Raw genomic sequence first — 25,185 nt, 5'->3', positions numbered from 1 at the left:
TCGGGCCCGCCGCTCCGTGCGGACGGATCGACCGACCTCCCGGAGCCGGTCGATACGGTGCACCGCCTGCCGCGGGCTCCCCGCGCACCTGATCGAGGAGTCCCATCCGTGCGTCGCCCGCTGCCGCCCCGCCTGCCGCTCCTGTGCGGTGCGCTCATGCTGGGATCCGCGTGCGCGGCCGGGCTCGCCGTCGCCGCGTCGCTCGTGGGGGTGCACCGACTGCTGCACGCGGATCCGGTCGGCTCCGCTCGCGACGCTCGGCCGCAGCTCCCCGAGGCGTCGGCCGCCTGACCCGTCGCGGTGCCGGAGCGCACGGCTCCCGCGGTGCAGCCCGACCCCTGACGAGCCCTGCCCGCGACCACGGCCGGCACCGGCCGAGCGCGACGGAGGCGACGACGCCCTACGCGATCCGGATCAGCTTCCGGTTCGCGAACTCGTCGACCGCGTGGCGGCCGAGCTCGCGGCCCGAGCCCGAGCGCTTCACGCCGCCGAAGGGCAGCTCGGCCGCGTCGGCGAGCACGAGGTTGACCCAGACCATGCCCGCGTCGATGCCGTCGGCGACCCGCATGGCCTGCTCGGGATCCGTCGTGTAGACGTACGAGCCCAGGCCGAACGGGGTGTCGTTCGCGAGCGCGACCGCCTCCTCCTCCGAACGCACGCGGTAGAGCGCGGCGACCGGGCCGAAGAACTCCTCGCGGTAGGCGTCCATCTCGGGGGTCACGTCGGCGAGGACCGCCGGCGGGAACATGTTGCCGACGGGCTCGCCGCTCGCGAGCACGGTCGCGCCCTGCTCCACCGCGCGGGCGAGCTGTTCGGTGAGCCGCTCGGTCGCGGCGCGCGAGGAGAGCGGGCCGAGCAGGGTGCCGTCGGCCATCGGATCCCCGGGCTGCGCGGCCGTGAGCTGCGCGGTGAACCGGGCGGCGAAGTCGTCGTAGAGGTGGTCGATCACGAGGAAGCGCTTGGCGCCGTTGCAGGACTGGCCGTTGTTGTCGAGGCGGGCGGCCACCGCGTCCGCGACCGTGGCGTCGAGGTCGTCGGTCGACAGGAGGAGGAAGGGGTCGGATCCACCGAGCTCCAGCACGACCTTCTTGAGGTGCCGGCCGGCGATCTCCGCGACGGCGGCGCCCGCCCGCTCGGATCCCGTGACGGAGACGCCCCGCACGCGCGGGTCGGCGATGACGCCCTCGATCTGCGCGTTCGTCGCGAGCACGCTCACGTACACGCCCGGGTCGGCGCCCAGCTCGGCGGCCGCGTCGCGGTACATGCGCTGGATCGCCGCGGCCGACTCCGGGCACTGCGGCGCGTGCTTGAGCAGGATCGCGTTGCCCGTGACGATGGCCGGCGCCGCGAACCGCGCCACCTGGTAGTAGGGGAAGTTCCACGGCATGATCCCGAGCAGCACGCCGAGGCCCGAGCGGCGCACGAACGCGGATCCGGTGCCGTCGGCGAGCACGATCGGCTCGTCGGCGAGGAGGTCCTCGGCGTTCCGGGCGTAGTACGCCTGGATGTCGGCGGCGAAGTCGACCTCGCCGAGCGCCTGGTCGAGCGGCTTGCCCATCTCGCGCACGATGATCCGGGCCAGCTCGTCCCGGCGCTCCACGTGCAGCTCGGCGACGCGGGCGACGAGGGCCGCCCGCTCGGCGATCGTGGTGCGGCGCGACCAGCCGCGGTACGCGCCCTCGGCGGCGGCGATCGCCCCCTGCAGCTCCCGGTCGGTGATCTCGGGATGCTCGGCGACCCGCTCGCCGGTGGTCGGATCGGTGACGGCGTAGCTGCTCATGGGGGCTCCTCCTCGAACGCCGCGCGGGTCACGCGGGTGGGCCCACGATATCGAGCGGCCCCGGTCCCGCCGGGGTCGCGCCGGTACGATCGGGCATCGAGGATCGGAGTGCGGATGCCGGAGGATCGGGATGGCGCCGGGCGCGAGGAGCGCCGCCGCCACGTGGAGGACGCCGCGCACAGCGGCGAGATGGAGGGGCTGCACCTCACCCCCGGCACGTCGGAGGACGCCGGCGAGTACGTCGCGGGGCGCATCGACGCGGCGGAGCTGCGCGAGCGCGTCCGCGCCCGATACGGCATCGGCTGACCCACGCGCGATGGACGGCTTCGTCGATCCTTACGTGGACCCGGCGACGGGGATCCTCCGCAACCGCGTGGGCGCGCGCACGCGCGCCGAGCTCGACCGGGCGGAGGGCGACCTTTCCTTCGCCGCGATGATCGAGCTCCTGACCCGACCGCCGCGGCCCACGGGAGACCTCGCGGAGCTCCGGACGATCCACCGGGGCCTGTTCACCGACGTGTACGACTGGGCCGGGGAGATCCGCACCGTCGACATCCGCAAGGACGCTGAGGGCGCGGAGTTCTTCCTCCCGGTCTCGATGATCGACCGGGCGGCCTCCTTCACGGCGGAGGAGCTCCGCGCGGACGACATGCTCCGGGGACTCGACCGCCAGCGGTTCGTGCAGAGGCTCGCGCATCACTACGACCAGCTCAACTACATCCACCCTTTCCGTGAGGGGAACGGGCGGACGCAGAGGCTGTTCTGGGATCGCGTGGCGCGGGATGCGGGGTGGGAGCTGGACTGGCGTCGCGTGTCCGGCGCGGAGAACGACCGGGCGTCGCGCCTCGCGTCCGAGAGCCGTGACCTTGGTCCCCTGCGCACGATGCTCGAGAGGGTGGTCGTCCCTGCGGCTCCCCGGCCCCGAGCGGCCGTCGCCGCTCGGGATCGGAGCAGGCTGGGCGGCCGCGGCCGCGGCCCGGGTCGGGACCTCGACCGCGGCCGCTGACCCGGACGGGCTCCGGTCCGGGGAGCGCCCGGGTCAGTGCCCCGCGCCCAGCTCCCCCGCGAGGCGGCCGTGCATGGCGGCGGACGAATCGTTCATGCCGCTGATGACGGCGCGCTTGCCGTGGCGCTCGTACTTGTAGGTGATGGCGTCGAGGGCGGCGACGGTCGAGGCGTCCCACACGTGGGATCCGGTCATGTCGATCACCACGCGCTCCGGGTCGCCCGCGTAGTCGAACTGGGTGGTGAGGTCGTTGCTGGAGGCGAAGAACAGCTCGCCGACGACGGCGTAGTGCGCGACCGGGGCGCCGTCCTCGTCGGTGCGTTCCGTGCGCTCGACCGTGGCGAAGTGGGCGACGCGGCGGGCGAAGACGATCATCGCGGCGATCACGCCGATGATGACGCCGATCGCGAGGTTGTCGGTGAGCACCACCACGATCACCGTGAGCACCATCACGAGCGTCTCGCCGACGGGCATGCGGCGCAGCGTCGACGGCCGGACGCTGTGCCAGTCGAAGGTGCCGACCGAGACCATGATCATCACGGCCACGAGCGCGGCCATCGGGATGATCGCGACGACGTCGCCGAGGCCGACCACGAGGATCAGCAGGAACACGCCGGCGAGGAACGTGGAGATGCGGGTGCGGGCGCCGGAGGCCTTCACGTTGATCATCGTCTGGCCGATCATCGCGCAGCCGCCCATGCCGCCGAAGAGGCCCGAGAGGATGTTGGCGCCGCCCTGGCCGAGGGTCTCGCGGGTCTTGCGCGACGGGGTGTCGGTGATGTCGTCGACGAGCTTCGCGGTCATGAGCGACTCGAGGATCCCGACGAGCGCGAGGGCGAGCGCGTACGGCGCGATGATCCGCAGGGTGTCGAACGTGAGCGGCACGTCCGGGATGAACAGGGTCGGCAGGCTGTCGGGCAGCGCGCCCTCGTCGCCCACGGTCGGCACGGCGAGCGCGGTGACGACCACCGCGACGGTGACCACGACGATGGCGACGAGCGGCGCGGGCACGACCTTCGTGATCCGCGGCATCACCACGATGATCACGATGCCCACCGCCACCAGCGGGTAGACGAGCCACGGCACGCCCACGAGGTTCGGGATCTGCGCGGAGAAGATGAGGATGGCGAGCGCGTTGACGAAGCCGACCATCACCGAGCGCGGGATGAAGCGCATGAGCTTCGCGACCCCGAGGAGGCCGAGCACGATCTGCAGGAGCCCGCCGAGGATCACGGTGGCGATGAGGTAGTCGAGGCCGTGGTCGCGGACGACCGGCGCGACGACGAGCGCGATGGCGCCCGTGGCCGCGGTGATCATGGCGGGCCGGCCGCCGAGGAACGCGATCGAGACGGCCATCACGAACGACGAGAACAGGCCGACGCGCGGATCCACCCCGGCGATGATCGAGAACGAGATCGCCTCGGGGATGAGCGCGAGCGCGACCACGAGGCCGGCGAGCACCTCGCGGCTGAGGAGGCGCGGGCTCTTCAGCGCCTCGAGGACGGTCGGGCTGTGCGGGCGGACGGTCGCCGCCGGGGCGGCGGTCGCGGGGGATGCGGATGAGGCCATGGATGGGCTCCGTTCTGTGGCGGGCGTCGTGCCCGCTCGGGTGAGGTCGGGGGCGCGTCGATGCGCGGGTGATGCGGCCGCCGCGTGGGCTGCCGGGGGAGGAGGGGAAGGGGATCGGAGCGGGGCTCCTGGAGCCAACCCTAACGCAAGGGGAGGGTTGCCGCGACGAAGGGTCGGCTGACGGGCGCGCGCGGCGCGCGGCGGGCTCGGCGGCGCGAGCATGGGAGAATCGCTGGTGACCGCGCATCGCGCGCCGCCGCTCACCACCGTGACGCGGACCCCGCCGACCCCGGCTGGTCCCCGCTCCGACCGGGAGCGCGACGGCATCCGCACGACGCGCATCGCTCCCGCCCCCGTCGCCCGCGACCCGGCGCCGCACCACCCGTCCTCGCGGACGGCCCCCTGACATCACCGGAGGCACCGTCTCCACGCACGAACCGCGCGAGCACGATCCGCGCACCTCGGCATCACCCGCACGACCGGACCAGAAAGGCACCATGCCTCCCACCTCCCACGCCCACGCCCTCGACATCGCCAAGCCCGGGCGCCTCCCCCGCGGCGGCCTGCGCGTCACGCCCCTCGGCGGCCTCGGCGACGTCGGCCGCAACATGACGCTGTTCGAGTACGAGGGCGAGCTGCTCATCGTCGACTGCGGTGTCCTCTTCCCCGAGGAGAGCCAGCCCGGCATCAACGTGATCCTCCCCGACTTCAGCACCCTGCGCGGGCGCCTCGACAAGATCACGGGCATCGTCCTCACGCACGGCCACGAGGACCACATCGGCGGCGTCCCCTACCTCCTGCAGGAGCGGCCCGACATCCCCGTCATCGGATCCCGCCTCACGCTCGCGTTCATCAGCGCGAAGCTCGAGGAGCACAAGATCAAGCCCGTCACCCGCCAGGTGAAGGAGGGCGACCGCATCGACGCGGGCAAGTTCGACCTCGAGTTCGTCGCCGTGAACCACTCCATCCCGGACGGGCTCGCCGTCGCGATCCGCACGGGCGCCGGCATGGTCCTGCACACGGGCGACTTCAAGATGGACCAGTTCCCGATGGACCGCCGCCTCACCGACCTCGGCGCGTTCGCCCGCCTCGGCGAGGAGGGCGTGGACCTCTTCCTCACCGACTCCACGAACGCGGAGGTCCCCGGCTTCACCACCGCCGAGAAGGACCTCACGCCCGCCATCGAGAAGGTGTTCCGCACGGCGCCCAAGCGCATCGTCGTCTCCAGCTTCGCGAGCCACGTGCACCGGATCCAGCAGGTGCTCGACTCCGCCGAGCAGTACGGCCGCAAGGTCTCCTTCGTGGGCCGCTCGATGGTGCGGAACATGAAGATCGCGTCCGACCTCGGCTACCTGCGCATCCCCAAGGGCCTCGTCGTCGACCTCAAGGCGCTGAACAAGCTGCCGGACGACAAGGTCACGCTCATCTGCACCGGGTCGCAGGGCGAGCCGATGGCGGCGCTCAGCCGCATGGCGCGCCGCGAGCACATCATCGAGGTGGGCGAGGGCGACACGATCCTCCTCGCCAGCTCGCTCATCCCCGGCAACGAGAACGCCATCTACGGCGTGATCAACGGCCTCATCCGCTGGGGCGCCGACGTCGTGCACAAGGGCAACGCGAAGGTCCACGTGTCCGGCCACGCCAGCGCGGGCGAGCTCGTGTACTGCTACAACATCGTCAAGCCCCGCAACGTGCTGCCGGTGCACGGCGAGTGGCGCCACCTCGTCGCCAACGCGGCCCTGGCCGAGAGCACGGGCGTCAAGAACGCGCTCGTCATCGAGGACGGCGTGAGCGTCGACCTCGTCAACGGCCGCGCCTCGATCTCCGGCCGCGTGCCCGCGCCCTACGTCTTCGTCGACGGCATGACCATCGGCGTGGCGACCGAGGAGGCCCTCGAGGAGCGCCGCACGCTCGCCGCCGAGGGGCAGATCACCGTGCTCGGCATCTTCGACGAGAAGGAGCAGAAGCTCATCCACCCGGCCGAGCTCATCACGCGCGGCTTCGTGGAGCACGACGGCTGGATCCCCGAGGCCGAGGCCGCCATCAGCACCGCCCTGAAGAACGCGGCCGCCAAGCGCCACCTCGACGGCGTCGCCGCCGAGCGCGCCATGGGCGACGGCCTGCAGCGCTGGCTCCAGCGCCGCCACCGCCGCACGCCGGTGGTCACGGTCATCGTGGTGGACGCCGACTAGCGGCACCCGCGAGACGACGAGGGGCGCGTGCGGGGCTGAGCCCCGCACGCGCCCCTCGTACGATGCTCCGGTGCCCACCCGGATCCGCCTCGCCACCCCCGCCGACCTCGACGCGCTGCAGCGGATCGAGGACGCGGCCGACCGCCTGCTCGTCGACCTGCTGCGGCCCGAGGACTGGCCGCCCGCGCCGACCGGGGCGGCGCGCGCCGCGGAGCCCGGGTTCCTGCTGGTCGCGGACGAGGCGGCCGACGGATCCCACGCCGCACTCGTCGGCTTCGCGCACGTCCTCGAGGTCGACGGCCTCGACCACCTCGAGCAGGTCGCGGTGCCGCCCGAGCACGGCCGCCGCGGACACGGGCGCGCGCTTGTCGAGGCATCGGTGGACGAGGCCCGGGGGCGCGGCCATGGGCGGATCACGCTGCGCACCTTCGCGGACGTGCCGTGGAACGGGCCCTCCTACGCCCGCATGGGGTTCGCGGAGGAGCCGCCCGCGACGCCGTTCCACGCGGCGCTCGTGGAGACGGAGGCGCGGCTCGGCCTCGACCGGCTCGGGCGGCGGATCCAGATGGGGCGCGAGCTGGGCTGACGGGATCCGCGTGGCCGACCCTGGCGCGCGCCGCCCGGAACCCGCCGAGCCGTCGGTCGCGCTCGTCGCGGAGGATCCCGACGGCACGATCGTCGGGATCCTCGACATCGGGGGCGAGGGCGCCCTCGCGACCATCGACACCGTCGCGGTCCACCCCGACCACCAGGGCCGCCGCATCGCCACGACGCTCCCCGAGACCGCCGTCCCGCTGCTCGCGGGCACCGGCGCGACCGAGCTCGACGCGTGGACCCGCGAGGATCCCGCCGCGAACGCCTGGTACCGCCGCGTCGGCTTCGTCGAGCTGACCTGCTACCTGCACATCTTCGTGGGCGAGGGCGACGACCCCACCGGCTTCATCACGCCCGACGGGCTCGGCCGGCCGGTACTCGCGTTCCTGCACGCGCCGATCGAGCGCGAGGAGGAGATGCGCGCCCGGTTCCGGCGCGTGCACGTGTGCCGGCGGTACGTGCAGCCGCTCGGCGGGTGATCCGCGCGGCTAGCGTGACCGCCGCAGAGCGACGACGAACAGCGCGCACAGGACCGCGGACAGGGCGGTGCTCACGAACATCACGACACCGAGGGCCCGGATGCCGTCGGAGGCGCCCGTCACGCGGAAGGCGAGGACGCCCACCACCGCCTGGCCGACGGTGAGGAGGGCGTAGACCACGACGAGGACCCGGCGGACCGTGCGGATGCGGGCGGCGGAGGCGGGGTCATCCGCGGGTCGGGTCATGCCTCGACCGTACGCGGGAGCGCTCCGCCCGCGAGTGCGGACGGCGCGGGCGGGACGTGCGCACGGCCGCGCGGGGTCGGGGGATGGGCCCTGCGCGACCGCTGCGCGTCACGCCACGGGGTGGACCGGCGCGACGGGCACAGGATGCTGCGGCGCCCCGAACAGGCGTCCCGTCATCACGACCCGCGCGATCTCCACGCGGTGCGAGCGGCCGAGGTCGGTCGAGGCGGGGGCGAGGCGCGGGGCGGCGGGCGCCCCGTCGGGCACGAGCCGCGCGACGCCGCGCACGACGACGCTCCACGTCTCGATCGGGCCGGGCTCGTCGACCTCGAACACGACGTCCTGGCCACGGTCGAAGGCGGCCTGCTTCGTGCCGCCCGAGTTGTGGATCCGGATGGCGCCGGCGACGACCGCGTAGTCCACCGGGAACAGCTCGATGCGGCCGTCGGCGACGAACGCCATGCGCCCCACGGACCGCTGACGGAGGAGCGCCAGGCACTGCTCCGGGGTCAGGTACTCGGTCGAGCCCTCGCGCGTCATCTCGTGTCCCTCCCTCGGTGGATCCGGCCCTCCGGCCTCCCCTCCAGGGTGCGCCCGCGCTCCCGCGCCCCACAGGGCCGTTGGTCCCGCGGGGACCTTCGGCCCTGCCGCGCGGATCCCCCACGTGGATACCGTCGCGCATGACCTCACCCATGCAGACCCCCGCTCCGCGCGCCGACGCGCGCCCCCTCCTCCTCGGCTTCGACGGATCCGCCGCGTCGCTCGTCGCGCTCGACCGCGCCATCGTGATGGCCCGGGCCCTCGACGCCCCGCTCCGGCTCGTCGCCGCGTGGCAGATGCCCGTGCAGTACAGCGGCTTCGGCATCGTCGACTGGTCGCCGGAGGAGTACGCGCGCGCCATGGTCGACGACGCCGTCCGCGCCCGGTTCGGAGCCGACGTGCCCGCGTGGTTCACGACCGAGCTGCACCAGGGCGGCGCGGCGAGCGTGCTGATCCGCCTCAGCCGCGAGGCGCAGATGCTCGTCGTGGGCAGCCGCGGGCACGGTGGGTTCGTCGGGCTGCTGCTCGGCTCCGTGAGCTCGGCCTGCGCGGAGCACGCGAGGTGCCCGGTGCTGGTGATGCACGACGAGCCCGCGGCCGCGCCTGTCCCGGCGCCGCCGCGCGTCCGGACGGCCGTCGACTGAGCGTCGGCGCCCGGTCAGGCGCCGACGCGCGCAGGCAGGTCGGACGCGCGGCTGCCGTCGCCCAGCGCCTCGGCGCCCGCGCTCACGGGGTCCTCGTCCTCGACGCGCGGCGCGTGCATCACGAGCACGGGGCACTCGGCGCGCTCGGCGCAGGCGGCGCTGACGGATCCGAGCAGCAGGCCGACGAACCCGCCGTGCCCGCGGCTGCCGACGACCAGCATCTCGGCGTCCCGGCTCTCGGCGATGAGCACGCGGGCGGGGAGCCCCTCGACGGCCTCCCCGGTGATCCACGACGGCGGCTCCGCGCCGAACCGCGCGGCGAGGGTGTCCTCGAGGAGCCGCCGGGGGTCGGCCCCGGGATCCCCGGAGAGCGGGAACTGCCCGGAGGCCACCGGGTGGTGCCAGGCGACGACGATCCTCACGGGGGCCATGAGCGCCGCCGCGATGAGCAGCGAGCGATCCAGGGCCGACTCGGACGCGGGCGATCCGTCGAAGCCGATGACGATGGGGCGCGTGTGCCGCTCATCGATGTGCGGACCAGCCGCCTCGGCGCGCGCCCGCTCCTCGTCGAGCCGGCCGCGCACGCGGTGCACGACGAGGTTCCGCAGGTAGGCGTGGATCGTGATGCCCGGTGCGACGATCGCGTCGTAGGACTCGGCGGCGAGCCGCACGAGGTGCTCGCGGGTGCTGCCCGCGGCGTGCTGCTCGAGGGCGGTCGCCGCGGATCCGACGACGACGAAGCGCTCGCGCTCCGGGGAGACGCGCGACGGGGCGGGGGTGCGAGCGGACATGGGGGGCTCCTGACGGACGGGCCGCCGGTGCGGCGACGTGACCAGGCTCGCCCCCGGCGGGCGTCCCGCGTAGGGGCGGAGGTCCCGGCGTGCGCCGGCCGGCGGGCCGTGGGGGCGGGGATCCGCTGCGGGGGCCGGCCGCGCGCCCCGCGCCGCCGCCTCAGCCCGGCAGCAGCTGCGAGAGCCCGAACGTCCAGAGGCTGAGCACCACGAGGATCCCGAGGCTGTAGCCGATGGACGCCCGCAGGATCTCGCTCTCGCGTCCCGTGAGGCCGACGGCGCCGGCCGCGATGGCGATCGACTGCGGCGAGATGACCTTCGCCGCCGCGCCGCCCGCGGTGTTCGCGGCGACGAGCAGGGTGGCGTCGACGCCGATGCGGCCGGCCGTGGTCGCCTGCAGCTGCGCGAAGAGCGTGTTGTTGTTGACCACCGAGCCGGTGAGGAACACGCCGACCCAGCCGATCACGGGTGCGAGCAGCGGGAACCAGGCACCCGCTCCGGCGAGCGCACCGCCGATGCCCGCGGATCCGCCGGAGAGGTTCGCGATCTGGGCGAGCACGAGGATCGCGGCGATGAGCACGAGCGCCTTCCACAGGTCGCGCCAGGTGCCGCGGAGCTGCTCGAGCACCACCGCCCGGGTGAGCGCACGGGAGGTGAGGGCGGTGATCACGACGGCCAGGAGGATCGCGGTGCCGGTTGCGCCGATCGGCGTCCAGCTCCACGCGTTCGCGACGACGACGCCGCCCGCGGTCGTGATCTGCCCGGTCACCCCGGGCATCGGCACCGTGACGACGGCCCAGGCGAGCGGCCCGCCGGGTGCCGAGAGGGCCTTGAACGCCGGCGTGCTCCACACGAAGACGAGCACCGTGAGCACGTAGAACGGGCTCCACGCGGCGAGCACCTGGCGGGCGGTGTGGCGGTCGGGCGCGGGAACGGCCGGCGGCGCGACGTCGACCGGCGCGGTGAGCGTGGCCGTGGCGGCGGATCCCCCGGAGCGGCCGGCGTCGCGCGCGGCGCCCCCACGGGAGGGACGGCCCGAGACCTCGCGGGCCTCCCCCTCGACGAAGACGTGCCGCGGCGTCCACACGAGGCGCAGCGCGGCGAGCGCCACCATCCCCAGCAGCCCCGGCAGGATCGCCGCGAGCTCGGGCCCGAGGAACAGCAGCACCGCGGCCTGCGTGCCGCTGAACACGAGCGTCACGACGAGCGTCGCCGGCCAGGTCTCGCGGAGGCCGCGGAACCCGTCGAGGATCACGACGAGCAGGAACGGGATGAGGAGCGTGACCGGCTGGAGGATGAGCGCGAGGTCGCGCGAGAGATCCATCACGTGGATCCCGCCGACCTGCGCGCCCACGATGACGGGGATGCCGACGGCGCCGTAGGCACCGGCCGCGAAGTTGGCGACCAGGCTGATCATGGCGGCGCGCACCGGCCGGAAGCCGAGCGTCACGAGCATGGCCGCGCAGATCGCGATGGGCACGCCGAACCCGGCGACGCCCTCGAGGAACGCGCCGAAGCAGAAGGCGATGAGGAGCACCTGGATCCGCTGGTCGGGCGAGATCGCGGCGATGGAGGCGCGGATCACGTCGAACTTCCCGCTCGCGACCGCCAGCCGGTAGAGCCAGACGGCCATGAGGATGATGTACGCGATCGGCCAGATCGCGCTGAGCACCCCGAGCAGGCCCGCGCCGGCGAGCGCCGGGATCGGCATGCCGGACATCCCGAGCGCCACCGCGACCTCGGCCACGAGCGCGACGCCGGCGGCCTGCAGCCCCGTCAGCTTGAGCACCACCAGGCAGACGAGGAACAGCAGGATCGGGATCGCGGCGACGAGCGCCGAGAGCCACGGGACGCCGAGCGGGTCGGGATCCTGGATCCACATGAGCGTCAGGCCCCCACGGTCGCGAGCACGGCGGTGAGCGCCTCGGCCGAGACGGCCAGCTTCGCGAGCTCCGAGGCCGAGAACGGCGTGTTCCGGATGGGGGTCGCGCCGTGCGCGCCGACGATCGACGGCACGGACAGCGCGATGCCGTCGATCCCGTGGAAGCCGTCGAGCACGGTGCTCACGGGCAGCACGGCCCGCTGGTCCTGCAGGATCGCCTCGGCGATGCGCGCGCTGGAGAGGCCGATGGCGTGGTTCGTCGCTCCCTTGCCGCGGATGACGCGGTAGGCGGCGTCACGCACGTCGACGGCGATGAGCTCCAGCTCGTCGACCGTCATGCGCGGGTGGCCCTCGGTCTCCCACTCGAGGATCGGGACGGTGCCGATCATCGCCTCGTCCCACAGCGCGAACTCGGTGTCGCCGTGCTCGCCGACGATGTGCGCGTGCACGCTGCTGGTGGAGACGCCGGCGCGGCGCGCGAGCTCCCAGCGGAGGCGCGACGTGTCGAGCACGGTGCCGGAGGAGAAGACGCGCGAGCGCGGCAGGCCGGAGACGCGGGAGGCGATCACGGTCATCACGTCGCAGGGGTTCGTGACCAGGAGGTAGACGGCGTCGGGCGCGACCTCGAGGAGGCCGGGCATCATCGCCTCGATGATCTGCGCGTTGACGCCCGCGAGCTCGGTGCGAGACTGGCCCGGTCGCTGCTTGGCGCCGGCCGTGATGACGACCACGTGGGATCCCTCGGCGACCCGCAGGTCGGATCCGCCGCTGATCTCGCTCGCGCCCGTGAACTGCGTGCCGTGCGCGAGGTCGAGCACCTCGGCCTCGACGCGCTCGGCGGCGATGTCGTAGAGCGCGACGTGCCGGGCTGATCCGCGGATGAGGGCCGCATACGCGACGCTCGCGCCCACGCTGCCCGCTCCGACGACGGTCAGCTTGCTGTTCTCCCTCGTGCTCATGGTCAGGCTCCTTCGGTCTCGGTGGTGCGGGGGGCGGTCTCCGGGGTGTGGGGCGTGCCCGGCAGGATCATCACGGGCACGTTGGCGTTGATGAGCACCTCGTGCAGGGTGCCGCCGATGCCGGGCGACGGCGTGCGGCGGGACCGGCCGATCACGAGGAGCGCGCGGTCGCGGGCCAGGTTGAGGATCGCCTCGGCGGGGCGCCGGGAGGTGAGGTGCCGGGTGACCTCGAGGCCGGGATCCACCGCGTGCGCCACGTCGAGCGCCCGGTGCAGCACGGCGTCGCCGCGGTGGCGCGCGTCGGCGCCGCCGTCCTGCGACACGGCGTGCACGAGGCTCACGCGGCAGCCCGCCTGCGACGCCTCCTCGGCGCCCGCGCGGGCGAGCGCGTCGGACGTGGCTGTGCCGTCGAGCGCCACGACGACGCCGTCGCGGAGCCGGAGGCCGGCGGAGGGCACGACCACGAGCGGGCCGGGCACGAGGGAGGCGAGCTGCACGCTGCGGACGCCGTAGAGGCGGCCGCGGGCGTAGCCGGTCTTGTCGGATCCGACGACGAGCACGTCGTCCGCGTGCGCCGCGGCGGCGAGCGCGGGGGCGACGGCGCCCGTGACGAGGCGGGTGGTGACGGCGAGGCCCGGGTGGGCGGACGCGACGCGCGCGGCCGCCGCGAAGAGGAGGGCGCCGAGCTCGTGCGCGCTCTGGTCGGCGTAGGCCGCGCCCATCGCGCCCGAGTCGTCGTCGACGACGCCGACCAGCTGCACGTCGCCGCCGGCGCGGATCGCCCGGGCGACGGCCCAGCCGAGCGCCGTGACGCTCGCGGCGGATCCGTCGTAGCCCACCGCGCAACGGGCGGCGATCCGGGCCGGGGAGCCGGCGACGCGGGTGCCCTCGACGTCCGTGGGGGCTGTCATCGTCTCGTCCACCGTGGCCCTCCTCCGTCTAGCAGGTGCTAGGTTTCGAGCGTCGCGCGGCCCGGCCGGGTGACGTAGGGCCGGAGGTCCCGTGGGCCGTCCGGTCATGGGAAGAGGCCGCACGTGCGCACCGATCCGCCGATGGGCTTCCCCGACCTGCCCCGGTCCGCGCTGGAGAGGTCCATCGCCGACCTCGTCGAGAAGGCCGGCGACGTCCTCCAGTCGCAGGGTCGGCTGCGGAACCTGCTCGCCGCCACGCGCGCCATCGCCGAAGACCTCGACCTCGAGGACATGCTGCGGCGCATCGCCCAGGCCGCGGTGGATCTGGTCGGCGCGCGCTACGGCGCCCTCGGCGTCATCGGGCCCGACGGACGGCTCGAGCAGTTCATCCACGTGGGCATCGACGCCGACCTCGCCGCGCGCATCGGCCACCTGCCGCGCGGCCTGGGCCTGCTCGGCGCGCTCATCGACGATCCGGAGCCCGTGCGCCGCGAGCTCCTCGCCGACGACACGCGCTCCGTCGGCTTCCCCGCGCACCACCCGCCGATGGACTCCTTCCTCGGCGTCCCGATCCGCGTGCGCGACGAGGTCTACGGCAACCTCTACCTCACCGACCGCGCCGACGGGCCGTTCAGCTCCGAGGACGAGGAGCTGCTCATGTCGCTCGCGGCCGCCGCGGGCGTGGCCATCGACAACGCGCGCCTGTTCGGCGAGTCGGAGCGGCGGCAGGGCTGGGCGCTCGCGCAGGCGGAGATCGCGTCGGCGCTGCTCGACGAGGACGGCGACGACCCGCTCGGGCTCATCGCGTCGTCCGTGATCCGGCTGACCGACGCGTCCGTCGTCGCGGTCGTCGCCCGCACCCCGGCCGGCGCGTTCGCCACCGAGGACGCGTGGGGCGAGGACGCGGCCGACTACGTGGGCCGCGTGTTCAGCGCCGAGGAGACGCCCGCCGCCGGCGTCATCGCCTCGGGCCTGCCGGCGCTCGCGCTGGGGCTCGCGCACCCGGGATCCCCCGACGGCGAGCGCTCCACCGGCAGCGCGATCACGGTGCCGCTCGCCCGGCCCGGCGGCCCCGACGCGGCGCTCGTCGTGACACGCGCCCCCGGATCGGCCCGCTTCGCCGACCTCGACCTCGACCTCATCGCCGACTTCGCCGCCCACGCCAGCGTCGCCCTCGAGCTCCGCGGCGCCCGGGCGGCCCGCGAGCGCGTCGCCCTGCTGGAGGACCGCGGGCGGATCGCGCGCGACCTGCACGACAACGTGATCCAGCGCCTGTTCGCCGCCGGCCTCTCGCTGAACGGGATGGACGTGCACGCGCTCGCGCCCTCCGTGCGCGCGCGGATCGATGCGGTGCAGACGTTGCTCGACGACGCGATCGCCGAGATCCGCACGTCCGTCTTCGCGCTGCGCGCCAGCCAGCCGCGCGCCGCCGGGGCCCGGCACCGGCTGCTCGACGTCGTGAGCGAGGTCGCCGGATCGTTCCCGACGCCGCCGCGCATCGTGTTCCACGGGCACGTCGACGAGGTGGTGGCGGGCGACCTGCTCGACGACGTGGAGGCCGTCGTGCGCGAGGGCCTCGCCAACGCCGTGCCGCACGCCGACGCGACCGCAGTCGTCGTCGAGGTCGGCTGCACCGCCGACGCGACCACCGTGCGGATCTCCGACGACGGACGCGGGCCGGCCGGCCGCACGCGCGCCAGCGGCATCCGGAACCTCGAGGCGCGGGCGGAGGCGCTTGGCGGATCCAGCTCGCTGGCCCCGCAGGACGCCGGCGGCGCGGTGCTCACGTGGAGCGTGCCGGGGCCGGCGGGCGTCGCGGCCGCCAGTGCCTCCGGCGCCTCCGGTGGCTCCGGCGCCGACGGCTCGACCGAGGCCGAGGGGCGGATCCGATGACCCGCGTGTTCCTGCTCGACGACCACGAGCTCGTGCGCCGCGGCATCGCCGACGTGATCGAGCGCGAGGCCGACCTCGAGGTCGTCGGCGAGGCGGGCACCGTCCGCGACGCCGTCGCGCGCGTGGAGGCGACCCGGCCCGACGTGGTGGTGCTCGACGTGCGGCTGCCCGACGGATCCGGCGTGGACGCCTGCCGCCGCATCCGCTCGCGCCACCCCGACCTGCCGTGCCTCATGCTCACGGCGTTCGACGACGACTCCGCGCTCGAGGCCGCCGTGCTGGCGGGCGCGCAGGGCTGGCTGCTCAAGGACATCCGCGGCGCCGGCCTCGTCGACGCGATCCGCCGGGTCGCCGCGGGCGGGCAGCTCATGGACCGCGAGGTGGTGCGGCGGGCCCGCGACCGGATCCTCGCACCGGCGACCCCCGCGAGCGAGCCGCGCCTGACCCTGCGCGAGGGCCAGATCCTCGCGCTCATCACCGAGGGCCTCACCAACCGGCAGATCGGCGAGCGCCTCGGCCTCGCGGAGAAGACCGTGAAGAACTACGTCTCGGGGCTGCTGGAGAAGATCGGCGTCGAGCGGCGCACGCAGGCGGCGGTGTACGGGATGACGCACCCGCGGCGGCCATCGGTTTGACGACGGCCGCCGCACGCGGCAGCGCTATCAGTCGTTCTTGACCACTCCCTCCCACCAGCGCGGCTCAACTTCACAGTCGAGACAGACCTGATTGCGTACGTGGCTCGTGCCGTTGAGGAGCCGGATGACCGTGACCGTTGCGGTGCCATGTGTGTTCGCATTTGGGTCAAAAAGTTCAATTGCGGACCCAATGGGCAGAGGCAAGCGCCCATCCAGCCACGCCACCTGGCGCGAGCGAGCCAAGTCGAATACAAGGTTCTTATTATTTTGGGCCCACTCGGGGGCGACTCCATCTTCATACGTGCCTTGGCTGTAGACCTCGAAACGAGAGCTGTCGCGAATTCCGGAGCAGAGTGGAGAGAGTAGCGCACGCGACGAGGGACAAGACTTACCTCAGGAGCGGTATCAGCTGATGCGCATGATGGATCATGAGGCTATCCCGGTAGGCTACACGGAGACCATTGACGATCAAGGCTCCGTAGCACAAGTGCACCGCGTGGAGAAGCGCCTGCATGTGATCAAGCGCCACTTGAAGGCAGTTGGATGCGGAGGGTTTGGGTCCGAGGAGCGGGCTCAGGGTGGCGAGTAGCCAAAGAAGAGCAGCTGATCCCGGTTCACTACTCCGCTGATTTGCAGGAAGCAATCAATGACGGCATAGTGCTCAGCCGATTGACGACGGGATAGAGTCACGCTTAGGGACTTCCGGCCCATCTCGCTGTTTGCGATGATGCGCGGCAAAACGGTCAGGCGGCGCCGAGATCTAATCGCACCGAGCGGGAGCGAAGCATGGTGAACGTCGTGCAGTAGGGGACACCGAGGGCTCGGCATGCGTTGGGGATGAGTATCCGCTTCCGCGCATTCGACTGATAGATCTCGTGCGTGACGACGGTGCGGCCATGCGCTGCGGCATGAGCGACGAGGTAGTAGTCGGCCACATCCAGGAACTCGTCGACTGCCGCCTGGATGAACTGACCGCTACTGGCCCAGGTCGCGAGCTCTGCAAGCTTCAGAGCCGTCTGCTGATCCGCGGACTTGAACATGTCGGGGTGAGCGCGGGCCCATTCGGCCAGTTCGTCGGCTCCGGCGACAAGTTCGTCGTTGACCTCCTCGATGCTTCCGATCACGCCGGCGTCTGCGTCGGCCTCGAGCCAGTCCCAGAAGCCTGGCGCGAGATCAAAGGCGTAGTACCTGTTCTTGGCCTCGATGAAGACGTTGGTGTCGAGGAGGTACATCACGCGACTCCCAACTCGTCAGCGAGCTTCCCGAACGTCTCGGGCTTCGCTGTCCCGAGAAGCCGGTAGGCCTCTCCATAGGTGGTCCGGCCGCCTCGGGCATCGGCGACCACAGCACGCGCGAACCTGCGGCCTAGACGCAAAGGCTGCGTCTTGTAGAAGTTTCCCCCGCTGGTTCCGTCCTTCGCTTTCCTTGCGAACTCCTGCACCCTGGCGAGCTCTTCCCGGTACCGCATCCGGTAATCCTCCCGCCCGATGAGCTGCGTATCGTGGAGGCGACGCAGCACCACGAGCGTGCTCACCCGGTAGAGGACAGCGAGTCGCTGAAGCTCGCTAGCGTCGGCTACACCTCTGAACACTCCAGGGAGCGTCGCCTGAGGTACCAAGACCTCGGCGGCAATCTGATTGCACCACCGTTCGTGCTCGTCGTGATCGAAGCGATCTACGCCCGCGTCAGAGAGCGCGGATTCCCCGGCTGCGATGTGGGCCAGTTCATGCACGATCGTAAAGATCTGCGCTGCCTTCGTGTCCGCGGCATTGATGAAGATCAGAGGTGCGAAGTCGTCGACGAGAGCGAATCCGCCGAACTCGACGGGATCTAGCACCCGGTGCGTATCAGCACCAACCACCCCGTTGACGGATACAAGCACCCCCGCGTCCTCGATGAGGTCGATGAGCTGCCGGAAAGCCGCCTCCCAGCTGCGGAACGCGCTTCGCCGATCCAGGCCGAAGCCGATGGCATCTCGGATGCGTTCGGCAACCGGCTCGACCGGTTCGCCCACGGACGCGGAACCGACGAGTGGAACAGGCTCGAGGCCATGCGAGACGGCGAAGTCGCGGAACCACGCCTGGCGGCGCTGACACATGTAGATCGTGTCTCGAAGGTCGGGAGACAGATCCTCGCGCCGAGCGTCACCGCGCGTCCGAAAATCGGGGATCGGGATGGGCTCCGCGGGAGGAGTTTCGAGCATGAGGTAGCCAAACGGCACATGGGCGGCGTGAGCGAAAGACTGCAACTGCTTGAGAGTCGGTGCGGGATCGGCGACCAACCACTGCTCGAACCGCGGGAATCGGCCGTGAACAGTATCCTCGCCCCAGCCGGCACGCTTGACTGCCCAGCGCAGCACCTCCGCCCTTACTGGGATGCGGACGCTCATCGCGTTCCCCTTTCCAGCTCACAACGCGTTCGTCACATCGTAGGCGGACCGTGCGACAAACAGCCCGGCCACCTGTCTCGGCAGCCGATCCCTCATCGGACGCCGCTCCCTGCAAAACGTCGCCTTCACCGTCGGCGAGTGGGTCGGCGAGCACCAGCACGTGATAGCCGACCACCGCGGCGGCGCCTGCACCCGGGTCCGCCTGATCCCGGCTCCACGATCGTGATCGGACTCCCGTCCGCGCACGACGAAGGGCCGGGACCCTCGGGGATCCCGGCTCTCCCGTGCGGGGCGCGCTACACGAGCCAGCGCTGCGACCGCACGAACGGCAGCCGGCGCCAGGCCCGGCCGAGCCCGAAGGTGTCGCCGGCCGACAGGAACGCGACCACGATCAGGGCCAGCGCGTAGACGATGTGGTAGTCGACGAGCGGGTTCGTCGAGGCGGCGTTCGCGGCGAAGGGCCACTCCGCGAGGTACATCAGCAGCATGACGCCGCTACCGACGACGGCGCTCACGCGCAGGCCGATGCCGAGCATCACGGCGAGGCCGATGCCCAGCATCGCGAGCATGAAGAGCACGTCGACGACGGGGTTCGCGAGGCCGGCGAAGAAGTCGGTGAGCGGGCCCGAGACGGCCGGGCTCGTGAGGAACCCCTGCGCGGGCTTCCCGCCGTTGATCCACGCGCGCTCCGCCGGGGTGGAGAAGCCGAGGCCGAACGCCTTGTCGAGGAACGCCCACAGGAAGACGAAGCCGGTCGCGATCCGGAGCACGGCGAGCGCCACGCGGCCGCGCTCCGTGGTGACGCGGGTGCGCTCGTCGACGGCGAGGGCGGGGGCGCTCGTGGTCCGTGCCGCCCCGGGTGCGGTGGTGGTGACGGTGTGGGCGGTCATGGTCGTTCCCCTTCGGCTGGTCCGGGCGGTGGTGCCCGGTGGATCCAGGCTCGTCGCAGCCGGTCCCGGTCGGCAGGGCCCTAGGTCCCGCGGCGCCCGCCGCCGCGTCCCGGGGGACGTTCGCCCCTGCCGCGCGCGCCCGCGGATCCGCAGGGTCGAGCCATGCCCTCCGCTCCCGCTCCCGCTCCCGCACCCGCCGCGTCCGTCCTCGTCCTCAACGCCGGGTCCTCCTCGCTCAAGCACCGGCTCGTGGATCCCGTCACCGGCGCCGCGCGCGCCTCCGGCACCGTGGAGCGCATCGGCGAGCCCGGCGGCGACGCCCCCGACCACGAGTCCGCCGTCCGCATCGCGCTCGACCGCGTCCAGGCCGCGCACCTGCCGCCGCCCGTCGCCGTCGGCCACCGCGTGGTGCACGGCGGATCCCTGTTCGACCGCGCCGTCGTGGTCGACGACGGCGTGGAGCGCGCCATCGACGAGCTCTCCGCCCTCGCGCCCCTGCACAACCCCGCGAACCTCGCCGGGATCCGCGCCGCCCGCGCCGTGCTGCCCGACGTGCCGCACATCGCCGTCTTCGACACCGCGTTCCACCGCACGATCCCGGAGGCCGCCTCCACCTACGCGATCGACGCCGACCTCGCCGCGCGCTTCGGGATCCGCCGCTACGGCTTCCACGGCACCTCGCACCGGTTCGTCTCCCGCGCCGCCGCCGCGTTCCTGGGGAAGCCGCTCGAGGACACCCGCATGATCGTGCTGCACATCGGCAACGGCGCGTCCGCGTGCGCGATCGACGGCGGCCGCTCCATCGAGACGTCGATGGGCCTGACGCCGCTCGAGGGCCTCGTGATGGGCACGCGCTCGGGCGACATCGACCCGGCCGTGCTCTTCCACCTGCACCGCCAGGCCGGCCTCGGCTTCGACGAGCTGGAGGCGCTGCTCAACCGGGGCAGCGGGCTGCTGGGGCTCACCGGATCCAGCGACATGCGCGACGTGCAGGCCGCCGAGCTCGACGGCGACCCGCGCGCGGCGCTCGCGCTCGAGGTCTACCGGCACCGGATCCGCCGCTACGTCGGCGCCTACACGGCCGAGCTCGGTGGCCTCGACGCCGTGGTCTTCACCGCGGGCGTCGGCGAGCACGACTCCCTGCTCCGCCGCCGCAGCCTCGCCGGCCTCGAGCACCTCGGCATCCACGTGGATCCCGACCGCAACGAGCTCGCCTCCACCCACGCCCGCCGCATCTCCCCCGAGGGCTCGCCCGTCGCGGTGCTCGTGGTGCCGACGGACGAGGAGTGGGAGATCGCGCGGCAGGCGGCGGAGGTCATCTGAGGTCGGCTGGGCCAGTCGATGAGAACACGGGGTCCAGCACGGCGGCGACGAGGGCGATCTGGTCATCGAGCTCCGCCTCCGTGACAGCCTCCAGCTTCTCCTTCCGTCGCCACGCCGCCCACTTGGCCTGGCCCACGGTTCCGTATCCGACGACGAGAGGTGCGACCGGCTCGAGCTCGACACCCCGGTACCGCGCGACCGCGCGGGCGGAGGCGAGGAGCTCGCCTGCATCCAGCCCATGGCGAGCGAGCTGGACGATGTCGACGTAGTCCCGCCACCGGGTGCTCGTGATCCCACGCTCCAGGATGGTGACGCCCTTCTCCGCGACTGTCGTCTCCGGCGCATAGCCGAGGAGCGTGATCGGCTCGCCGATCACGCGCTCCATGACGACCCGTCGCGGTTCAGGCACGATCGGATCGCCTGTCGACACATCCCACGCGGCGACTCCTCGCCACGAGCCGACCGACGTTCGGACCTTCACGCGCAGTCCGGGATAGTCCGCGTGCTCGCGTATCTCCTGCACGTCGAGCGTCGAGAGGTCGAACACGACGCCGTCGGTCGCGTCGACCTCGGCGACGTCCCGCACCACGTCCTCGAGGTGCTGACGGATGACATCAGCGCCGATGGCGTTCGCGTCCACGTCTCTCGTCGGCCGGCGGAATCCGTAGGCGGAGAGGAGGATGCCGCCTTTGAGGACGAAGTCGTCGGCGTGAACGGTGCGGGTGAGCCGGTCGAGGAAGGACTCCAGCAGGTGACGGATGAGGTACTCCTGAGTCGGCGGTGCCCCCCAGCAGGCGCAGATCGAGCAGCCGATTGGACCGCCTGGAAGACGTCATCTCCGATGGTCATGCCAGCACGTCCAGCGCTCGGAGGAGGGGGCCCTTCGCTCGTGGCAGTCGGGCGGCGATCTCGAGCAGTCGCGCGGGCTTGCCTCCTCGACGCATCCATTCCTTCAGAGCGTCTCGAGCGACCTCGTATCCGACCTCGCTGCGCAAGCGGAAGGCGTCGGCGAGCGAGCGCTCCGGCGAGTAGAGACCCAGCAGGAGCCCGGTTCCCGGGATCGGCATCGCGTCGCGTCCGATGGTGAACGTCGCGCGGTCGAACTGGTGCCAGGAGATCGCGGATCCGCCAGCGGGGGTGCGCGATCCCCGCGGCATCGCGACATCCAGGGCGGCCGGGATGGCGTCGATGAGGTCATGGTGGGCGAGGGCGGAGGTCAGGCAGATGGTGGCGTCCGGGCGGCGCACGGCGGCTTCGACCTGGTCCCAGTCCGCGGCGAGCATGCCCGCGGGCAGGTAGACGCCGCGGGCGATGCGCTCGTAGGAGCCGGTCTGTGCCGCGCGATACAGCGCACTGCGAGACATCCCGCCCTCCGCAGCAGTGCTCGGCGTCAGCGGCTTCGCCACGGGGCCCCCTTGAAACGGAACGTCATCACTCAACATTACGTGATCGCACTTCGTATCATGACACCTGCCCCGCACCCCGCTCCCGCTGCGCCCGCGTCCGATGATTGTCGTACTCCACATCGTGGACGCTCGGCGGGAGCGGCGCGATGAGCTCGCCGCGGCGCATCAGGCGCGCGCGGGTCTGCCGCTTGAGCAGGTCCCAGTGGGCGGTGTCCATCGTGTGGGCGGCGTGCGTGGTGCGGGCGGTCATGTCGTCCTCTGTCCTTCGTCGTGGGAGGCCAGGCAACCGCGGGCCCGCGCGCCCCGACAGGGCCTTCGGTCCCACCGTCCCCGCGGGACCTTCGCCCCTCCCCCGCGGCGCACCCCGCGACGAGCCTGGATCCATGACCCTCACCGCACACCCGGCCGCCGTCACGCCCGCCGCGCCCTCGATCCCCGCGGCGCCCGCCCGCACCGCCTTCCCCCACCGCGCGCCCGCGCCCCTCGACGCCGAGGGCCTCGCCCGCCTCGAGATGTGGTGGCGCACCGCGAACTACCTCTCCGTCGGCCAGATCTACCTGCTCGACAACCCGCTGCTGCGCCGCCCGCTCGCCTTCGACGACGTGAAGCCGCGCCTCCTCGGCCACTGGGGCACGACGCCCGGCCTCAACTTCATCTACGCGCACCTCAACCGCGTGATCCAGCAGCGCGACCTCGACACCGTCTACGTGATCGGCCCCGGCCACGGCGGCCCCGGCATGGTCGCGAACGCGTACCTCGACGGCACGTACACCGAGGTGTACCCGCGGATCACGCAGGACGAGGAGGGCGTGCGGCGCCTGTTCCGCCAGTTCTCGTTCCCCGGCGGGATCCCGAGCCACGTCGCCCCCGAGACCCCCGGCTCCTTCCACGAGGGCGGCGAGCTCGGCTATGCCCTGTCCCACGCCTACGGCGCCGCGTTCGACAACCCGGGGCTGCTGGTGGCCGCCGTGGTCGGCGACGGCGAGGCGGAGACCGGCCCGCTCGCCACGTCCTGGCACTCGAACAAGTTCCTCGACCCGCTGCACGACGGCGTCGTCCTGCCGATCCTCCACCTCAACGGCTGGAAGATCGCGAACCCGACCGTGCTCGCCCGCATCCCCGAGTCGGAGCTGCTGGACCTCATGCGCGGCTACGGCCACACGCCCTACGTCGTGTCCGGCGGCTTCCACGGCGAGGACCCCGCCGCCGTGCACCGCCGCATGGCCGAGACGATGGACGTGGTGCTCGAGCAGATCGCCGACATCAAGGCGGCAGCTGCCGCCGGCACGCTCGAGGGCCGCCCGGCCTGGCCGATGATCATCCTCCGCACCCCGAAGGGCTGGACCTGCCCGAAGGAGATCGACGGCCACCCGGCCGAGGACGACTGGCGCGCCCACCAGGTGCCGCTCGCCAGCGCCCGCGACACCGAGGCGCACCTGCGGATCCTCGAGGACTGGATGCGGTCGTACCGCCCCGAGGAGCTGTTCGACGAGGCCGGCGCGCCCGTCGCGCTGGCCACCGCGCTCGCCCCGGTCGGCGAGCGCCGCATGAGCGCCAACCCCGTCGCCAACGGCGGCCTCCTCAAGCGCGACCTCGACCTGCCCGACTTCCGCGACTACGCGGTCGACGTGCCGACGCCCGGCGGATCCGTGCACGAGCCCACCCGCGTGCTCGGCGACTGGCTCACCGACGTCGTCGTCCGCAACCCGCACGACTTCCGGATCTTCGGCCCCGACGAGACCGCGTCCAACCGCCTCGGCGGCGTCCTCCGCGTCACCGACAAGCAGTTCGACGGCGAGATCCGCCCCACGGACGAGCACCTCGCGCGCGCCGGCCGGGTGATGGAGATGCTCAGCGAGCACCAGTGCCAGGGCTGGCTCGAGGGCTACCTGCTCACCGGCCGCCACGGCCTGTTCACGTCGTACGAGGCGTTCATCCACATCGTCGACTCGATGCTCAACCAGCACGCGAAGTGGTTGAAGGTCTCGAAGGGGATCCCGTGGCGCCGCCCCATCGCGTCGCTCAACTACCTGCTGTCGTCGCACGTCTGGCGCCAGGACCACAACGGCCTCTCGCACCAGGACCCGGGCTTCATCGACCACGTCGTGAACAAGAAGGCCGACGTCGTGCGCGTGTACCTGCCCTTCGACACCAACACGCTGCTGTCGACCTACGACCACTGCCTCCGCTCGGAGGACTACGTGAACGTCGTCGTCGCGGGCAAGCAGCCGAGCTTCGACTGGCTCTCGATGGACGACGCGATCGCGCACATGACCCGCGGCATCGGCATCTTCGACTGGGCCGGCACCGAGGTGGCAGGCTCCGCGCCGGACGTGATCCTGGCGTGCGCGGGCGACGTGCCCACGCTCGAGACGCTCGCCGCCGTGTCGATCCTCCGCGAGGAGATCCCGACCCTGAAGATCCGCGTCGTCAACGTCGTGGACCTCATGCGCCTGCAGTCCGAGGGCGAGCACCCGCACGGCCTCTCGGAGGCGGGCTACGACGCGCTGTTCCCGGCCGGTATCCCCGTGGTCTTCGCGTACCACGGCTACCCGTGGCTCATCCACCGCCTCACCTACCGCCGCGCGAACAACGCGCAGCTGCACGTGCGCGGCTACAAGGAGGAGGGATCCACGACCACGCCGTTCGACATGGTGATGCTCAACGACATGGACAGGTACCACCTGGTCATCGACGCGATCGACCGCACGCCCGGCCTCAGCCGCACGCAGGGCCCGCTCCGCCAGCGGATGGAGGACGCCCGCCTCCGCGCCCGCCAGTACACGCGCGAGCACGGCGAGGACATCCCCGAGGTCGCCGACTGGACCTGGGCGGCGTCGGTCACGGGCAGCGTGCACGCGGCGAACGTGGGCGTCGGCCAGCTGTCGGTCGCGAGCTCCACGGGCGGGGACAACGAGTAGGGCGGACGCTCCGGCGGGTGCGCGCTAGCGCGTGCGCCGCAGGGCGACCGCGAGCACGCCGATGACGACCTCCGCCACGGCGAGGACGGCGGTCACCACGGCGAGGACGCGGGTCATCGGGCGGGACCCGCCCGG

At 72.6% G+C, this 25,185-nt stretch carries 26 protein-coding genes; 12 read left to right on the top strand and 14 right to left on the bottom strand.

Annotation, left to right across the window (positions count from 1 at the left end):
- Positions 1–108: 108 nt before the first annotated feature.
- A complete protein-coding gene (locus CMN_RS00555; RefSeq protein ID WP_041465183.1) occupies positions 109–291 on the top strand; it encodes a hypothetical protein in 183 nt (60 codons plus the stop codon).
- Between the two features lie 109 nt (positions 292–400).
- Here CMN_RS00555 and CMN_RS00550 read toward each other — a convergent pair whose 3' ends face one another.
- Positions 401–1,780, bottom strand: coding sequence for an NAD-dependent succinate-semialdehyde dehydrogenase (locus CMN_RS00550; RefSeq protein WP_015488920.1), 1,380 nt, complete (start codon positions 1,778–1,780; stop codon positions 401–403).
- Positions 1,781–1,894: 114 nt separating this feature from the next.
- On the opposite strand from CMN_RS00550, the gene CMN_RS00545 reads away from it, so the two are divergent.
- Together CMN_RS00545 and CMN_RS00540 are read left to right on the top strand one after the other, a co-directional pair.
- Entirely contained in the window at positions 1,895–2,086 is a 192-nt protein-coding gene (locus CMN_RS00545; protein WP_041465182.1) for an antitoxin VbhA family protein, read from the top strand.
- 10 nt (positions 2,087–2,096) lie between these two features.
- Positions 2,097–2,786 carry a Fic/DOC family protein gene (locus tag CMN_RS00540; RefSeq protein WP_015488918.1) on the top strand — a complete coding sequence of 230 codons (690 nt, stop codon included), beginning with the start codon at positions 2,097–2,099 and terminating at the stop codon, positions 2,784–2,786.
- 33 nt (positions 2,787–2,819) lie between these two features.
- On the opposite strand, the gene CMN_RS00535 is transcribed toward CMN_RS00540, so the two are convergent.
- Entirely contained in the window at positions 2,820–4,355 is a 1,536-nt protein-coding gene (locus tag CMN_RS00535) for a SulP family inorganic anion transporter (protein ID WP_015488917.1), read from the bottom strand.
- Positions 4,356–4,590: 235 nt separating this feature from the next.
- Between CMN_RS00535 and CMN_RS14895 the strand changes: the two genes are divergently transcribed.
- The 4 genes from CMN_RS14895 to CMN_RS00520 all read left to right on the top strand — a co-directional run bounded on the left by CMN_RS14895 (position 4,591) and on the right by CMN_RS00520 (position 7,620).
- On the top strand, positions 4,591–4,761 hold the full coding sequence (locus CMN_RS14895; RefSeq protein ID WP_015488916.1) for a hypothetical protein: 171 nt from the start codon (positions 4,591–4,593) through the stop codon (positions 4,759–4,761).
- Between the two features lie 91 nt (positions 4,762–4,852).
- Complete coding sequence (locus CMN_RS00530) at positions 4,853–6,547, top strand: ribonuclease J (protein ID WP_015488915.1); 1,695 nt, start codon at positions 4,853–4,855, stop codon at positions 6,545–6,547.
- Positions 6,548–6,617: 70 nt separating this feature from the next.
- Complete coding sequence (locus tag CMN_RS00525; protein WP_015488914.1) at positions 6,618–7,133, top strand: GNAT family N-acetyltransferase; 516 nt, start codon at positions 6,618–6,620, stop codon at positions 7,131–7,133.
- 10 nt (positions 7,134–7,143) lie between these two features.
- Positions 7,144–7,620 carry a GNAT family N-acetyltransferase gene (locus tag CMN_RS00520; RefSeq protein WP_015488913.1) on the top strand — a complete coding sequence of 159 codons (477 nt, stop codon included), beginning with the start codon at positions 7,144–7,146 and terminating at the stop codon, positions 7,618–7,620.
- Positions 7,621–7,629: 9 nt separating this feature from the next.
- On the opposite strand, the gene CMN_RS00515 is transcribed toward CMN_RS00520, so the two are convergent.
- Complete coding sequence (locus CMN_RS00515) at positions 7,630–7,866, bottom strand: hypothetical protein (protein ID WP_015488912.1); 237 nt, start codon at positions 7,864–7,866, stop codon at positions 7,630–7,632.
- A gap of 108 nt (positions 7,867–7,974) precedes the next feature.
- Positions 7,975–8,406 (bottom strand): pyridoxamine 5'-phosphate oxidase family protein, encoded by a 432-nt coding sequence (locus CMN_RS00510; RefSeq protein WP_015488911.1) that lies wholly within the window; start codon positions 8,404–8,406, stop codon positions 7,975–7,977.
- A 140-nt stretch (positions 8,407–8,546) separates the two neighbouring features.
- Between CMN_RS00510 and CMN_RS00505 the strand changes: the two genes are divergently transcribed.
- Positions 8,547–9,050: a universal stress protein gene (locus CMN_RS00505; RefSeq protein ID WP_015488910.1), complete on the top strand. Its 504-nt coding sequence runs from the start codon at positions 8,547–8,549 to the stop codon at positions 9,048–9,050.
- Between the two features lie 14 nt (positions 9,051–9,064).
- Here CMN_RS00505 and CMN_RS00500 read toward each other — a convergent pair whose 3' ends face one another.
- The 4 genes from CMN_RS00500 to CMN_RS00485 form a co-directional block, all read right to left on the bottom strand.
- Entirely contained in the window at positions 9,065–9,841 is a 777-nt protein-coding gene (locus CMN_RS00500; RefSeq protein ID WP_015488909.1) for a universal stress protein, read from the bottom strand.
- Between the two features lie 160 nt (positions 9,842–10,001).
- A complete protein-coding gene (locus CMN_RS00495) occupies positions 10,002–11,723 on the bottom strand; it encodes an L-lactate permease (protein ID WP_015488908.1) in 1,722 nt (573 codons plus the stop codon).
- A gap of 5 nt (positions 11,724–11,728) precedes the next feature.
- The gene (locus tag CMN_RS00490; RefSeq protein WP_015488907.1) at positions 11,729–12,682 is read right to left on the bottom strand and encodes an L-lactate dehydrogenase; all 954 of its coding nucleotides are present in this window, start codon (positions 12,680–12,682) and stop codon (positions 11,729–11,731) included.
- Between the two features lie 2 nt (positions 12,683–12,684).
- The gene (locus CMN_RS00485) at positions 12,685–13,593 is read right to left on the bottom strand and encodes a universal stress protein (protein ID WP_165583275.1); all 909 of its coding nucleotides are present in this window, start codon (positions 13,591–13,593) and stop codon (positions 12,685–12,687) included.
- 123 nt (positions 13,594–13,716) lie between these two features.
- On the opposite strand from CMN_RS00485, the gene CMN_RS00480 reads away from it, so the two are divergent.
- Together CMN_RS00480 and CMN_RS00475 are read left to right on the top strand one after the other, a co-directional pair.
- Entirely contained in the window at positions 13,717–15,486 is a 1,770-nt protein-coding gene (locus CMN_RS00480) for a GAF domain-containing sensor histidine kinase (protein ID WP_015488905.1), read from the top strand.
- Positions 15,483–16,121 carry a response regulator transcription factor gene (locus tag CMN_RS00475; RefSeq protein ID WP_015488904.1) on the top strand — a complete coding sequence of 213 codons (639 nt, stop codon included), beginning with the start codon at positions 15,483–15,485 and terminating at the stop codon, positions 16,119–16,121. The genes CMN_RS00480 and CMN_RS00475 overlap by 4 nt, the downstream gene beginning before the upstream one ends.
- 743 nt (positions 16,122–16,864) lie before the next feature.
- On the opposite strand, the gene CMN_RS00470 is transcribed toward CMN_RS00475, so the two are convergent.
- The 3 genes from CMN_RS00470 to CMN_RS00460 all read right to left on the bottom strand — a co-directional run bounded on the left by CMN_RS00470 (position 16,865) and on the right by CMN_RS00460 (position 19,400).
- Positions 16,865–17,353, bottom strand: coding sequence for a DUF4411 family protein (locus CMN_RS00470; protein WP_015488903.1), 489 nt, complete (start codon positions 17,351–17,353; stop codon positions 16,865–16,867).
- Positions 17,353–18,510, bottom strand: coding sequence for an ImmA/IrrE family metallo-endopeptidase (locus CMN_RS00465; RefSeq protein ID WP_015488902.1), 1,158 nt, complete (start codon positions 18,508–18,510; stop codon positions 17,353–17,355). The genes CMN_RS00470 and CMN_RS00465 overlap by 1 nt, the downstream gene beginning before the upstream one ends.
- A 296-nt stretch (positions 18,511–18,806) precedes the next feature.
- A complete protein-coding gene (locus CMN_RS00460; RefSeq protein WP_015488901.1) occupies positions 18,807–19,400 on the bottom strand; it encodes a DoxX family protein in 594 nt (197 codons plus the stop codon).
- Between the two features lie 162 nt (positions 19,401–19,562).
- Here CMN_RS00460 and CMN_RS00455 point away from each other — a divergent pair, with 162 nt between their 5' ends.
- Positions 19,563–20,723 carry an acetate/propionate family kinase gene (locus tag CMN_RS00455; protein WP_015488900.1) on the top strand — a complete coding sequence of 387 codons (1,161 nt, stop codon included), beginning with the start codon at positions 19,563–19,565 and terminating at the stop codon, positions 20,721–20,723.
- Here CMN_RS00455 and CMN_RS00450 read toward each other — a convergent pair.
- The 3 genes from CMN_RS00450 to CMN_RS00440 form a co-directional block, all read right to left on the bottom strand.
- Positions 20,716–21,405, bottom strand: coding sequence for a nucleotidyl transferase AbiEii/AbiGii toxin family protein (locus CMN_RS00450; protein WP_231853790.1), 690 nt, complete (start codon positions 21,403–21,405; stop codon positions 20,716–20,718). The genes CMN_RS00455 and CMN_RS00450 overlap by 8 nt on opposite strands.
- A 163-nt stretch (positions 21,406–21,568) precedes the next feature.
- Positions 21,569–22,129 carry a type IV toxin-antitoxin system AbiEi family antitoxin domain-containing protein gene (locus tag CMN_RS00445; RefSeq protein WP_015488898.1) on the bottom strand — a complete coding sequence of 187 codons (561 nt, stop codon included), beginning with the start codon at positions 22,127–22,129 and terminating at the stop codon, positions 21,569–21,571.
- Between the two features lie 55 nt (positions 22,130–22,184).
- Positions 22,185–22,379: a hypothetical protein gene (locus CMN_RS00440; RefSeq protein WP_041465181.1), complete on the bottom strand. Its 195-nt coding sequence runs from the start codon at positions 22,377–22,379 to the stop codon at positions 22,185–22,187.
- A gap of 133 nt (positions 22,380–22,512) precedes the next feature.
- Between CMN_RS00440 and CMN_RS00435 the strand changes: the two genes are divergently transcribed.
- Complete coding sequence (locus CMN_RS00435; RefSeq protein ID WP_015488897.1) at positions 22,513–25,050, top strand: phosphoketolase family protein; 2,538 nt, start codon at positions 22,513–22,515, stop codon at positions 25,048–25,050.
- Positions 25,051–25,185: the final 135 nt, after the last annotated feature.

The organism is Clavibacter nebraskensis NCPPB 2581, assembly GCF_000355695.1.
Lineage (GTDB): Bacteria > Actinomycetota > Actinomycetes > Actinomycetales > Microbacteriaceae > Clavibacter > Clavibacter nebraskensis.
The sequence above is the reverse complement of the archived record's forward strand: the minus strand, read 5'-3'. Positions and strand labels throughout refer to the sequence as shown.

What these genes read in the sequence shown, in the direction of transcription:
- CMN_RS00455 (WP_015488900.1), top strand. Translation starts at nt 19,563, where the DNA reads ATGCCCTCCGCTCCCGCTCCCGCTCCCGCACCCGCCGCGTCCGTCCTC.
- CMN_RS00500 (WP_015488909.1), bottom strand. Translation starts at nt 9,841, where the DNA reads ATGTCCGCTCGCACCCCCGCCCCGTCGCGCGTCTCCCCGGAGCGCGAG.
- CMN_RS00470 (WP_015488903.1), bottom strand. Translation starts at nt 17,353, where the DNA reads ATGTACCTCCTCGACACCAACGTCTTCATCGAGGCCAAGAACAGGTAC.
- CMN_RS00550 (WP_015488920.1), bottom strand. Translation starts at nt 1,780, where the DNA reads ATGAGCAGCTACGCCGTCACCGATCCGACCACCGGCGAGCGGGTCGCC.
- CMN_RS00440 (WP_041465181.1), bottom strand. Translation starts at nt 22,379, where the DNA reads ATGACCGCCCGCACCACGCACGCCGCCCACACGATGGACACCGCCCAC.
- CMN_RS00505 (WP_015488910.1), top strand. Translation starts at nt 8,547, where the DNA reads ATGACCTCACCCATGCAGACCCCCGCTCCGCGCGCCGACGCGCGCCCC.
- CMN_RS00465 (WP_015488902.1), bottom strand. Translation starts at nt 18,510, where the DNA reads ATGAGCGTCCGCATCCCAGTAAGGGCGGAGGTGCTGCGCTGGGCAGTC.
- CMN_RS00535 (WP_015488917.1), bottom strand. Translation starts at nt 4,355, where the DNA reads ATGGCCTCATCCGCATCCCCCGCGACCGCCGCCCCGGCGGCGACCGTC.
- CMN_RS00485 (WP_165583275.1), bottom strand. Translation starts at nt 13,593, where the DNA reads ATGACAGCCCCCACGGACGTCGAGGGCACCCGCGTCGCCGGCTCCCCG.
- CMN_RS00510 (WP_015488911.1), bottom strand. Translation starts at nt 8,406, where the DNA reads ATGACGCGCGAGGGCTCGACCGAGTACCTGACCCCGGAGCAGTGCCTG.
- CMN_RS00495 (WP_015488908.1), bottom strand. Translation starts at nt 11,723, where the DNA reads ATGTGGATCCAGGATCCCGACCCGCTCGGCGTCCCGTGGCTCTCGGCG.
- CMN_RS00515 (WP_015488912.1), bottom strand. Translation starts at nt 7,866, where the DNA reads ATGACCCGACCCGCGGATGACCCCGCCTCCGCCGCCCGCATCCGCACG.
- CMN_RS00460 (WP_015488901.1), bottom strand. Translation starts at nt 19,400, where the DNA reads ATGACCGCCCACACCGTCACCACCACCGCACCCGGGGCGGCACGGACC.
- CMN_RS00475 (WP_015488904.1), top strand. Translation starts at nt 15,483, where the DNA reads ATGACCCGCGTGTTCCTGCTCGACGACCACGAGCTCGTGCGCCGCGGC.
- CMN_RS00435 (WP_015488897.1), top strand. Translation starts at nt 22,513, where the DNA reads ATGACCCTCACCGCACACCCGGCCGCCGTCACGCCCGCCGCGCCCTCG.
- CMN_RS00530 (WP_015488915.1), top strand. Translation starts at nt 4,853, where the DNA reads ATGCCTCCCACCTCCCACGCCCACGCCCTCGACATCGCCAAGCCCGGG.
- CMN_RS00540 (WP_015488918.1), top strand. Translation starts at nt 2,097, where the DNA reads ATGGACGGCTTCGTCGATCCTTACGTGGACCCGGCGACGGGGATCCTC.
- CMN_RS00545 (WP_041465182.1), top strand. Translation starts at nt 1,895, where the DNA reads ATGCCGGAGGATCGGGATGGCGCCGGGCGCGAGGAGCGCCGCCGCCAC.
- CMN_RS00490 (WP_015488907.1), bottom strand. Translation starts at nt 12,682, where the DNA reads ATGAGCACGAGGGAGAACAGCAAGCTGACCGTCGTCGGAGCGGGCAGC.